6 protein-coding genes are annotated in these 11,905 nt (G+C 75.2%); 1 reads left to right on the top strand and 5 read right to left on the bottom strand.

Going from position 1 to position 11,905, the window contains the following annotated elements:
- The first annotated feature begins 3 nt into the window (after nucleotides 1-3).
- Complete coding sequence (locus ABFY03_RS23130; RefSeq protein WP_319010156.1) at nucleotides 4-294, top strand: chorismate mutase; 291 nt, start codon at nucleotides 4-6, stop codon at nucleotides 292-294.
- A gap of 673 nt (nucleotides 295-967) precedes the next feature.
- Here the strand turns inward: ABFY03_RS23130 and ABFY03_RS23125 are convergent.
- The 5 genes from ABFY03_RS23125 to ABFY03_RS23105 all read right to left on the bottom strand — a co-directional run bounded on the left by ABFY03_RS23125 (nucleotide 968) and on the right by ABFY03_RS23105 (nucleotide 11,895).
- Entirely contained in the window at nucleotides 968-2,791 is a 1,824-nt protein-coding gene (locus ABFY03_RS23125; RefSeq protein ID WP_346170747.1) for a GMC oxidoreductase, read from the bottom strand.
- 50 nt (nucleotides 2,792-2,841) lie between these two features.
- Nucleotides 2,842-4,509, bottom strand: a complete 1,668-nt coding sequence (locus ABFY03_RS23120; protein WP_319010158.1) for a succinic semialdehyde dehydrogenase — start codon at nucleotides 4,507-4,509, stop codon at nucleotides 2,842-2,844.
- Nucleotides 4,510-4,663: 154 nt separating this feature from the next.
- A complete protein-coding gene (locus ABFY03_RS23115; protein ID WP_346170746.1) occupies nucleotides 4,664-6,331 on the bottom strand; it encodes a serine/threonine-protein kinase in 1,668 nt (555 codons plus the stop codon).
- 191 nt (nucleotides 6,332-6,522) lie between these two features.
- Nucleotides 6,523-9,471, bottom strand: coding sequence for a protein kinase (locus ABFY03_RS23110; RefSeq protein WP_346170745.1), 2,949 nt, complete (start codon nucleotides 9,469-9,471; stop codon nucleotides 6,523-6,525).
- 54 nt (nucleotides 9,472-9,525) lie between these two features.
- Nucleotides 9,526-11,895 carry a protein kinase domain-containing protein gene (locus ABFY03_RS23105; protein WP_346170744.1) on the bottom strand — a complete coding sequence of 790 codons (2,370 nt, stop codon included), beginning with the start codon at nucleotides 11,893-11,895 and terminating at the stop codon, nucleotides 9,526-9,528.
- Between the last annotated feature and the right edge of the window lie 10 nt (nucleotides 11,896-11,905).

The raw sequence follows: 11,905 nt of genomic DNA, 5'->3' as shown, positions 1-11,905 counted from the left end.
CGCATGACCACGAAGACCCCCACCGAGCTGACCGGCGCCCGCACCGACGAGGCGGCCTCGCTGATCGGTGACGCCCGCGAGCGGATCGACGCGCTGGACGACCGGATCATCGGTCTCATTCAGGAGCGGATGGCGATCTCGGCGGTGATCCAGGAGGCCCGGATCTCCTCCGGCGGGCGGCGGGTGAACCTGGCCCGCGAGATGGACGTGCTCGCCCACTACCGGGACGCGCTGGGCAAGCCGGGGACGGCGCTGGCGATGACGATGCTGGAGCTGTGCCGGGGCCGCATCTGAGGCCGCGCCCCGGCCTCACCCGAGGGGTGGGGTCCCGCACCCGCGTTCGGTGCCGGACTCACCCGTACGGCGCGTGACCGGCCCCCGCCGGGCTTCGTTGAGCGGGGTGTCCGTGCCAGCCAGGGGCGGGCCCGTAAGAAACCACGCGTGGCTTCGCTGGGGCGTGTGACGTGCTTCTGGCACGTCGTGGGACCTCGCTCCAGCGCGCGTGACCGGACGGCAGGGGACAGCAGCCCGGTCACCCAGAAAGGGCGGTCGGTCCCGGGGACGCCCGGGGCCGACCGCAACCGGCTCTCCCTCCCCCACCGCTCCGCCCCGTCCCCTCGACCCGTCCCCTCCGACTTCCCTCCCCCGATGCGGCGCGACCCCCCGGCGCCGCTCCGCTCGGCACCGCCGCTGCCCTGACACCGGTGCCGACCCAGGGGCCCGTGCCGCGACCGGAATCGCGGCACGGGCCCCTTTCGCACGCCTGTGGACCCCGCATCCACACCCCTCCCCGGCATGTGACGCGCGTCACACAAAGATCCCGTGCAACGCCTACAACCAAAGGCGGGGCCCGGGGGTCATCTATGCAGCAACACCGAAAAGCCGGAAGGGCGCTGCACTCGGAGGGGGGTGCAGCGCCCTTTCCGTGCGTCCGGGAGGGGACGCGACGAAGGTCAGGGTTCCGGGATCAGGGCGTCTTCTTCGGCGGGACCGCCGGGATGCCGAGGAAGGGCAGCCGGAGGGCGCCGAACGCCTCGGCCGGGACCGCCGGGGACTTCGGTTCGACCGCCGCCACGCGCACGTACGCCTCGCCCTGCCGGGGCCGCGGATCCTCCTCGCCCTTGTTGGGCCAGAAGGACATGGCCCGCTCGGCCTGGGCGGTGATCGTCAGGGACGGGTTGACGCCGAGGTTGGCGGAGACCGCCGAGCCGTCGACGACCGAGATGCCGGGGTGGCCGTAGAGCCGGTGGTACGGGTCGATGACGCCGGACTCCGCGTCGGCGCCGATCGGGCAGCCGCCGAGGAAGTGGGCGGTCAGCGGGGTGCCCATCAGCTCGCCGATGTTGGAGCCGGGGAAGCCGTTGATCTCCTCGGCGATCAGGGTGGCGGCCCGGGTCGCGGCCTCGATCTGCGTCGGGTTCGGTGCCCCGTGCCCCTGCCGGGCGGTGAGCAGGCCCTTTCCGATGCCGCCGGGCTTGCGGTAGGTCGTCAGCGAGTTGTCGAGGGACTGCATGACGAGGCCGATGATGGTCCGCTCGGACCAGCGCCGGGTGGAGAGCGAGCGGAGCGCGAGGACGGGGTGCCGGGCCATGTTGAGGGCCCAGTTGCGCACCCGGTGGGCGCCGTAGGGGACCTGGAGGACGGTGAGGCCGCCCATCGAGTTGGAGCCCTTGCCGTAGCGGACGGGCTCGATGTGGGTGTTCTCGTCGGGGTGGACGGACGAGGTGATGGCGACGCCGCGGGTGAAGTCGGCCTTCTGGTGCCCGTGCTTGCGCCGGTAGCGGCGGTCGGTGGTCTGGGCGCCGACCAGGCCCTCGGAGTTGGTGCGGGTCAGCTCGCCGAGCCGGGCGGAGATCCGGGGCAGCAGACCGCTGTCCTTCATCCGGTGGAGCAGGGTCTGGGTGCCGTAGGTGCCGGCGGCGATGACCACCCGGCGGGCGGTGAAGGTGCGGCCCCTGCCCTTCCTGCGGTTGTCGGTGGGGAGGGTCTTCACGGCGTAGCCGCCGCGCGAGTCCTCGGTGACGGCGACGACCGAGGTCATCGGGTGGACGACCGCGCCCGCCTTCTCGGCGAGGTAGAGGTAGTTCTCGTTGAGGGTGTTCTTGGCGCCGTGCCGGCAGCCGGTCATGCACTCGCCGCACTCGGTGCACGCCTTGCGGGAGGGGCCCGCGCCGCCGAAGAACGGGTCGGCGACCTCCGCGCCCGGCTTCGCCTTCGCCGTACCGACCCCGTCCTCGCCGACGGCGTCCCGTCCGTCCCCGAAGAAGACGCCGACCGGTGCCATGTGGAAGCTGTCGCCGATCCCCATGGCCTGGGCGGCGGCCTTCAGGTGCACGTCGGAGGGGGTCATCGTCGGGTTGAGCCGGACGCCCAGCATCCGCTTGGCCTGGTCGTAGTACGGGGCGAGCTCGGCCCGCCAGTCGGCGATGTCCTTCCACTGCGGGTCGTCGAAGAACGGCGCCAGCGGCTCGTAGAGGGTGTTCGCGTAGTTGAGGGAGCCGCCGCCGACGCCCGCGCCGGCCAGCACCATCACGTTGCCGAGCAGGTGGATGCGCTGGATTCCGTACAGGCCCAGCGTCGGCGCCCACAGGAAGTTCTTCAGGTCCCAGGAGTTCTTCGGCAGGGACTCGCGGGTGAAGCGGCGGCCGGCCTCCAGGACGCCGACCCGGTAGCCCTTCTCGGTGAGCCGGAGGGCGGTGACCGAGCCGCCGAAGCCGGAGCCGACCACGAGGACGTCGTAGTCGTACGCGTCGTCCTCGTCCTGATTTCGGGCAGGGGGTACCGCGGTCATGGCTCTCCTCGTGAGGAAAAGGGTCGGACGGGCAGGGGTTCGGGGCCGCGTCAGCTCAGGCGCAGGGCCTTCAGCGCCTTCAGGGAGAGGCTCATCACCTTCGCGTACGCCTCGTCGTCCATCCCGAAGGACGGCGCGAGCGGCATCAGGCGCTGCTGGGCGACGGTCTGGGCCTCGGTGTACTTGAGGATGCCCTCGGAGCCGTGGCGGCGGCCGAGGCCGGAGTCCTTCATGCCGCCCATCGGGGCGCGGACGCTGCCGTACGCGGGGGCGTACCCCTCGTTGATGTTGACGGTGCCGGTGCGCAGCCGGGCGGCGACGGCGTGGCCGCGGCGGGCGTCCGTGGTCCAGACGGAGGAGTTGAGACCGTACGCGGTGGCGTTGGCGCGCTCGACCGCCTCGTCCTCGTCGGTGAAGCGGTAGATCGAGACGACCGGGCCGAAGGTCTCCTCGGCGCAGACGGCCATCGGGGCCTCGACGCCGTCGAGGATGGTCGGCTCGTAGAAGAGGGGGCCGATGTCGGGGCGGGCGACGCCGCCGGCGACGAGCGTGGCGCCCTTGGCGACGGCCTCGTCGACGTGCCGCGTGACGGCCTCCAGCTGGCGCTCGCCGACGAGGGAGCCCATGTCGGCGCCGTACGCGAGGGAGTTTCCGAGCCGCATGGCCCTGGTGCGTGCGGCGAAGCGCTCGACGAAGGCGTCGGCGATCGACGCGTGCACGTAGAGGCGCTCGATGGAGATGCAGAGCTGGCCGGCGGAGGAGAAGCAGGCGCGGACGGCGCCGGCGGCGGCCTTCTCGACGTCGGCGTCCTCGAGGACCAGCATGGCGTTCTTGCCGCCGAGTTCGAGGGACACGCCGACGAGACGGGCGGCGGCGCCCTGGGCGACCTCGCGGCCGGTGCGGGTGGAGCCGGTGAAGGAGACGTAGTCGGCGTGCCGGACGACCTCGGGGCCGACGACCGGTCCCTCGCCGAGCACGACCTGGAAGACCTCGGCCGGGAGCCCGGCCTCGATGAGCAGGTCACGGGCCCAGAGCGCGGTGAGCGCGGTCTCGGTGTCCGGCTTCATGACCAGTGCATTGCCCGCCACGAAGGCGGGCAGGGCGTCGCCGACGGAGAGTTCGAGCGGGTAGTTCCAGGGGGCGATCTGGCCGACGACCCCGCGGGGCTGCCGCAGCTCGGTGACCTTGGTGAGGGTCGGGACGACGCCGGTGTGGCGCTTGGGGCGCAGGTACGAGGGCGCCTTGCGGCCGTAGTGGCGGGCGGCGACGGCGACCGCGAGGACCTCCTCGTGGGCGTGCAGCCGGGCCTTGCCGGTCTCCAGCTGGATGAGGTCGAGGACCTCGGACTGGCGGGCGAGGACCAGGTCGTGGAAGCGGAGCAGGACGGCGGCGCGGGCCCGGACGGGGGTGGCTGCCCAGGCGGCCTGCGCGGCGCGGGCGCGGGTGAAGGCCTCGGCGACGTCCTCGGGGGTGGCCTCGGGCAGGTCCGCCAGCTTCTTCCCGGTGAAGGGGGTGTGGTTGGCGGTGCGGCCGGAGCCGATGACGCCCCGGGTGAGCCGGGCGACCAGCTCGGGCGTCACCACGTCGGCGGCGGTCCGGGCGCCGGCGGGCGCGGGGGCGACCGGGTTGGTCGCGCCGGCCGGGGTGGCGGGGCGGGCCGCCTGCGCGGCGTCGGCGGGAACCGGGGGAGCGGCGGTGGCAGCCTGCGAGTCCGTCATGCCGCCGAGCGTAGGCGCCGTTCCGGTCTTTGGGTACCCGCCGGTAACGCGTTTTCACGCCCCGCACACATCGCGCCAGTGATCACTGGCGCGAAAGCCCTGATCAGGGGCTCACCGCGCTCACGGGGGTCCCCGGGAAGATTTTTCCGGGCCGTCAGGCGCCGGGTGCCCGCCAGTGCTGGAGGACGATGTCGAACTGCTCCCGGGTGGTCTCCCAGCTCGACTGGGGCGAGGTCATGTAGATCGCGTACTCGGTGCCGTCGTCGGCGAAGTACATCTGGTCGATCGCGTGCCGCGGCCCCGGGAAGTTCTGCTTCTCGGTCCAGGTGAACTCCCACAGCGCGGACCTGACCTGGTCGCGGTAGGTGTTCTGGTTCAGCCACACCCGCTGGTAGTCCATCCGCTTCCGGAGCGTCTTCTCCAGGTCCAGGAGGTGCTGGTACGGGTTCTCGAAGTCGGGGCTCCTGTCGATGCTGATCCGGAGGCGGTGACGGCCGCCGTCCGGGGTGTAGTCGATGTTCTCGCCGTCCTTCTGGCGCTTCCAGCCGTCCGGGACGACCAGGCTGAAGCCCGCCGGGTCCTCGACCCGCCGCCAGCCCTCGGGGACGTCGTCCGCCGCCACGCCCTTGCGGTCGGCGGGTGTGCTGACACCGGTACTCGGACCGGGGCCTGGCCCGCGGCCGCCGTCGCCTCCGCCGTACTGCATCACGGCGAAGACGGCGCCGCCCGCGACGACGGCGCCGAGCACCGCGGTGAGGACCGCGGAGCGCCAGCGTCCCTTCCCCGCGGCCGGCGCGGGGGCGGGCGCGGGTGCGCCGGAGGCCGGGGCCGGCACGGACGGCCGTGTGGTGGCGGTCTGCCCGGGGGAGGGCCACTCCGCCGTACGGGGAGCCGGTACGTCCTCCGGGCCGGACCCCCCGGAAGCGGGCCGCTCCACGTCCAGCCGCATCCGCTGCGTCGGCACGTACGCCTGGGCGGTCTGCGGGCTGCGGCCCTCCATCGCGTCCAGCAGCATCCGCTCGGCCTCGTCCGCGTGCGGCCGCTGCTCCGGGTCCTTGCGCAGCAGCGCCACGATGACGGAGGCGAGCGGTCCCGCCTTCGCCGGGTACGGCGGCTCCTCGCCGACGACGGCCTGCATGGTGCTGATCGGGGACGTGCGGCGGAACGGCGAGGTGCCCTCGACCGCCGTGTACAGGGTGGCGCCGAGCGACCACAGGTCGGAGGCCGGGCCCGGATCGCCGCCCCGGACCCGCTCGGGCGCCAGGTAGTCGATCGAGCCGACGAGCTCGCCGGTCCTGGTGATGGTGGAGTCGCCCTCGATCGCCGCGATGCCGAAGTCGGTGATGAGGACCCGCCCGTCCCGGGCCAGCAGGACGTTGCCGGGCTTCACGTCCCGGTGGAGCACCCCGGCCGCGTGCGCGGCCCGCAGCGCGCCGACGACGTGCAGGCCGACCCGGGCCGCCTCGCGGGGCGCGATCGTGCCGGCCTCCTTGACGGCGTCGGCGAGCGAGGGTCCGTCGACGAACTGCATGACGATCCAGGGCCGGTCGTCGTGTTCGAGGACGTCGTGGACGGTCACCACACCGGGGTGGGTGATCCGGGCGGCGGCCCGCGCCTCCTTCTGGGTGCGGGCGTGCAGCACCAGCCGGTCGGCCTCGGCGACGAACCGACCCGCCGTCAGCTCCTTGACCGCCACCACGCGGTGCAGCACCTCGTCGTGCGCGCGCCAGACCTTGCCCATGCCGCCGCGCCCGATGGACTCGCCCAGCCGGTACCGCCCGGCGAGCAACAGCCCCGCCCCTGTGCCCTGAGAATGTTCCACGTGCCCCCGCCCCCGTTGCTTCCGATGCCAGGTTACGGAGGAGGGGACGGCGGACGGAACCTCGGGGCCCGCAAAGGAACCGCACCGTGACCGCCGGGCGCCCGCGGGGGCTCCGGTGACGGCCCGTCGACGGCCGTCGGCGGGCCGTCGGGGGCCCTCGGAGGGGCCGTCGGCGGGCGTCGGCCGGAGGCTCAGCGACCCGGTCGGAAGCCCTTCACCGCCTCGTCGTAGATCTCCGACACCTTGTCCCGGTCGCTCTCCGGGCCGATGACCTGGACGACGTGGTAGCGGCCGCCGTCGATCAGGGCGAGGTTGCGGACGAAGACCTCACGGCCGGTGCTGTCGAGCCAGGTGTACTGCCCCTCGGCGGTGGGCGTGCGGCCGATGTCGACCCGCCGGGCCTTCACCAGCTGCGCCCAGCTGGACTGCCGGTACGGCTCCAGCTCCCGCTCCCGGGAGTTCTGGTACTCCAGCGGGTCGGAGCCGTGGTCCCGCACGCTGTCCCGGCCGGGCACCACGATCAGCGTGAAGTCGCCTCCGACGTAGCGGACTTGCCCCGCGTCGTTGACGGGGCTGCGCCGCCAGTCGCGCGGGACGCCGATCCGGAAGCCCTCCGGGTCCTCGCGGAGCGCGTATCCGGCCGCCAGGGCGGGGCCGGAGGCGGAGGCGGGCGGGGCGGAGGGGGTGGGCCGGGTCGACGGCGCCGACGGGCTCTGCGCCGGGGAACTCGGGGTGGCGGGCGGGGCGGCGGACGACGGGCTCCGTGCCGGGGGCGCGGAGGCGGACGGGCGGGCGCCGGCCGGCTCCTCGCCGGTGCCCGTCCGGGGCAGGGCGACCGCGGCGTACGCGAGGGCGCCGCCGGCCAGCAGCAGGACGAGCAGGACCAGGCGCCGCCCGAGGGAGCGCGGGGCGGCCGGGGGGCGCGCGGACCGGCGCGGGGGCTCGGGCTCGGCGTCCTCGTCGCCGTACTCGTACCCGTACTCGGGTGCCTGGTGGGGTGCGTACTCCTCGCGGTGCCCGTCCTGGAAGAACGGTGCCTGCGGCTGCTCCTCCGGTACGGGGGCGGGCGGGGCGGCCTGCTCGCGGCGGGGCTCCTTGCCTCGCCGGTGCCGGTGGCGCCCCGACCCGGCGGACGCGCGGCGGCGGCGCACCAGCTCGCCCCGGCGGCGCAGGATCGGCAGCCGCCTGGCGTCGAACGGCCGCGGGGGCGGCGCCGCGAAGTCCACCTCCGGCTCCGGCGCGGACCGGACCAGCGACCGCAGCCAGCCGCGCAGCTCCTCGAAGTCCGGGCGCTCGGTGGGGTCCTGGCGCAGCAGCGACTCCACCACCGGGCGCAGCGGGCCGCACTCCTCGGCGAAGGCGGGCGGCTCGGCGCAGACCAGCTGGACCAGTTCGGCCGCGCTGTCCTCGGGGTAGGGGGCGTGGCCCTGGACGGCCCGGTAGAGCAGGGCGCCGAGCGCCCACAGGTCGGTGGCGGGGCCGATGGGCGGGGCGAGCCGCCAGTTCTCGTGCACGGGCCCGGCCTGTTCGGGCGCCCAGCGCTCGGTGACGGCGCCGACCACCGCGATCCGGGTCTGCCGGGCCCGCTCGGCGGCGAGCCGGGTCTCCGGGCCCCGGTACCGCTCCGTCGGCGGCCCCGGCTGCGCGGGCACCGCGGCCCCGGCGGGCGGCGGGGACGGGCGGACGGGCTCCGGGGTGGCGGGCGCGTACCCGGCGGGCAGCGCGGGCCGGCCGGAGCCGGGCAGCACGGAGCCGCCGGCGGGGACGGGCGGCGTGCCGTCCCGGGAGGCGTGCGGCCCGTCGCTCCAGGTGCCCTTGAGCATCAGGCGCGGCGGGCGAGGGGCCCGGTCCCCGCCGTAGCCCTCGTCCCCGTCGTCCCCGTCGTCGCCGTCGTCCTCGTCGTCGGGCGTCCGCGCCCACCACTGGGGGGCCGGGCCGGGGCGGGTGGCCTCGGGGAGGGCGGGCGCCTCGGGTTCGGGGGCGGGTTCGAGGGTGGGTCCGAGGGCCGGTTCGGGAGCGGGTTCGAGGGCGGCCGGGGGCTCCGGCGGGCGCGGGGCCGGGAGCGGGCCGGTGTCGCCGCGCCGCGCGGCGGCGGCGCGGGTGGCCGCGCGGTAGGCGGCGATGGCCCCCGCCCTGGCCGCCCGCAGATCGGCGCTGGGCGGCACCGCCGGAGCCTCCGGGGGGCTGACGGGGCGCGGCGTCGGCGTCGCCCGGCCGTAGGGGTCGACGCCGTACGGGACGGGCTCCGGCTCCGGCGGCGGCTCGGGTGCCGCGTACTCGCCGGTCTCGTACACCTCGTGCTCGGCGGTGTCGTGCTCGTACGCCTCGGGCTGGTAGGTCTCGGGCTCGTACGCCTCGGGCTCGTCGCTCTCGTGCGTCTCGTACGGCTCGTACGGCTCGTGCGCCTCGTGCGTCTCGTGCGTCTCGTACGGCTCTTCCGTCTCCTCCTCGTACTCCTCGTACTCCCCGTGCTCCCCGTGCTCCCCGTACTCCTCCTGCTCCCCGAACTCGGGCGCGGGCGCGCGGAAGGCGGGGTCCTCGGGGTCGGGGACGGGGGCGTAGCCGCAGAGGGCCTCCTCGGCGGCGCCGGCGGCCAGGCCGGTGAGGACGACGCGCCCGTCGTCGCAGACCAGGACCGTGCGGGCGGTGATGTTGCGGTGCACCCAGCCGTGGGCGTGGAGGGCGCGCAGTGCGGTGAGGACGTCCGCGGCGATCTCGGCGGCGCGGAACGGGTTGAGCGGGCCCTCGGCGAGGAGCGCGGAGAGGGGACGGGAGGCGACGTACTCGCTCACTATCCACAGCGAGCCGGCCTCCGCGAAGACGTCGAAGACCTGGTCCAGTAAGGGATGGTCGGGGATCTGGGCGGCGGCCTGGGCCGCCTCGATCGCCCGCCGGACGACCGGCTCGGCCGGCCGGCGGGTGGCCCCGCCGCCCCCGTACGGGCCCGTGGGCGGCGGGCCCTCGTCGAGGACCTCGGCGTCGACGAACTCGGGCAGGGGGACCTGACGGATCCGCACCTCCTGCCCGCTGTACGTGTCGAAGGCGCGGGTCTCGACGAGGTCGACGAGCGCGTCGGCGCCGGCGGGCGGCAACGGCAGGCGGTAGCGCTCAGCGAGCACTCTTCCCGCGTACTCGTCCACGGCGCCTCCCCCTGCGCTTCGGTCGTCCCCCGTCCCTCACGATACGGGCGTCGGTCAGTCCTTGGGGCTGAACGTGGCGAACGCGGTGTCGCGCAGCGTCCGGCACTCGGCGCCGTCCCACTCGGCGGCACGGCAGGTGATCATGATCGAGTAGCCGTGCTTCGCGTCGACCTTGAAGCCGCGGTTGAGGACGCGGACCCGCTCGCCCTTCTGGTTCCGCTCGAACTTCCAGTCCGCGACGGTCGGGTAGCCCTTCCACGACACCGTGTCGATGCCGAGGTGCTTGTAGCCGGAGCTGGTGAGGCGGACGCCGCCGACGGCGGCGAGCCAGGCGGCCTTCGCGTCGTCCTTCGGGCTGGCGTTGAAGTCGACCTGGACGCGCGGGAAGCCGCCCTTCTCGCTCCATATGGCGCCCCCGCTGTAGCCGTCTATGGGGCGCATGACGAAGGAGGAGGGCATGCCCATGGAGAAGTGGAAGCGGTCGTTGGTGACCAGGGTGTAGCCGGCCGGGAGCACGGTGCCGGCGCTCGGCTTGGCGGTGGGCGTGGTGCCGGTCTGGCCGGTGGAGGTGCCCGGGGTGCCGGTGGCGGTGCCCGTCGCCGCGGAACCGGCGTCGGCGGAGCCGCCGTTGTCGCCGGGCTGGGCGTCGCCCTGCTGGCTGGGGTCGCCGGTTCCGGTGCCGGAGCCGGCGTCGGTGCCGGAGCCGCCGTCGCCGCCGGCGGTGGTCCCGGCCGAGGCGGTGGTCTCGCCGCCCTTGCCCTCGGCGCCCTTGTCGTCGCCGCTGAGGGAGACCGCGAGGATGGTGCCGAGCACGGCGAGGACGGCGACCGCGGCGATGATCACCAGGGTGCGCCGGGGGACGACGTCGGTGAGCGGGGCGCGGACCGGCGCCGGACGCGAACCGCTCTGTGCGGGCACGGGCCGGGCCTGCTCCCGGGCGCCCTTCTCCTTGGCGGTCCTGTCCTTGGCGCGGTCCTTCGTCTTCGCCTCGGCCTTGGCCGCCGCGGCCGCGTTCCGTACGGAGGCGAGGGCGCCGCGCATCCGCTCGGCGGCGGGCTCGGGCGCCTTCTCCCGGCCGGCGACCGGGGCCGCCGGCTCCCGCTCGGGGCGGGTCGGCAGCGGAACGATCCTGGTCACCTCGGGCGACGGCTCCGGCGCGGCCACGGGGGCGTCGAGCACGGCGCGCAGCAGCACCCGGGCGCGGGCGTCGTCGAGCCGCTGCGCCGGGTCCTTGGCGAGCAGCCCGTAGATGACCTGCTCGAGCTCGGGGCCCGCGTTCTTCGGCGGGTCGACGGGCTCGGTCATCACGGCGGTGAGGGTCGCGATCGCGGAGCCCTTGTCGTACGGCGGGCAGCCCTCGACCGCCGCGTACAGCAGACCGCCCAGCGACCACAGGTCGGCGGCCGGGCCGGGCTTGTGGCCACGGGCGCGCTCGGGCGAGATGTACGAGGGGGCGCCGACGAGCATGCCGGTGGAGGTGATGGAGGGGTCGCCCTCCACCTGGGCGATGCCGAAGTCGGTGAGGACGACGCGGCCGTCGTCGGCGATGAGGACGTTGGAGGGCTTCACGTCGCGGTGCAGGATGCCCTCGCGGTGCGCGGAGCGCAGCACGTCGAGGATGGCGAGGCCGACCTCGGCGGCGCGGCGCGGGGTGAGGACGCCGTCCTCGCGCACGGCGTCGGCGAGCGACTTGCCCTCGATGAGCTCCATGACGATCCACGGGCGGTCGTCCTCGTCGACGACGTCGTAGACGGTCACGGCGCCGTTGTTGCGGATCTTGGCGATGGCCTTGGCCTCGCGCAGGGTCCGGGTGATCAGGCGGCGCTTCTCGTCCTCGTCGATGCTGCTGGGGAAGCGGAGTTCCTTGACGGCGACGGTGCGGCCGAGGGTCTCGTCGACGGCGCGCCAGACGGTGCCCATGCCGCCGCGGCCGACGAGGGCGCCGAGCCGGTAGCGGCCTGCGAGCAGCCGGCCCTCGGTCTCGGCGGTGGTGGACGAGGAGCCCTTGCGGAGCCGGTCGGCGGCGGGGCGCTGCCCGTCGCCGTCCCCGGCGCCGAAGCCGGCCCGCCCGGTGGACGGCTCGGTCCCGGGCACCCGGTCGCGCGGCGCCTTCGCTCCGGCGCCCGGCTTCGCGTCCTGGGGCTCACCGTCCCGCGGCTTCGCCTCCCGGGGCGCGTCCTGAGGCTCCGTCGGCTCCGGGGCGGCGTCCCCGGGGGTCGCCGCCGCGGCCTCCGGCCGGGCCCCGCCGTCCGGTTCCGTGCCGGCGGCCGTCCCGCCGGGCGCTCCCGCGCCCCGCTCCGCCGCGTCCCGCTCCGCCTCGCGCGCGGCCGGAACCGTCCCCCGCCCGCCGTCGGTCGCGGCCCCCGCGGCGGCGTCCCGCCGGGGGTCCTTCGCCGTGTCCCGCGACTGCTCCGACTCCGACATGCGTCCCCTC

The sequence above is a fragment of the Streptomyces roseofulvus genome (assembly GCF_039534915.1).
GTDB classification, from domain to species: domain Bacteria; phylum Actinomycetota; class Actinomycetes; order Streptomycetales; family Streptomycetaceae; genus Streptomyces; species Streptomyces roseofulvus.
This window is presented reverse-complemented; position numbering and strand designations above follow the sequence as displayed.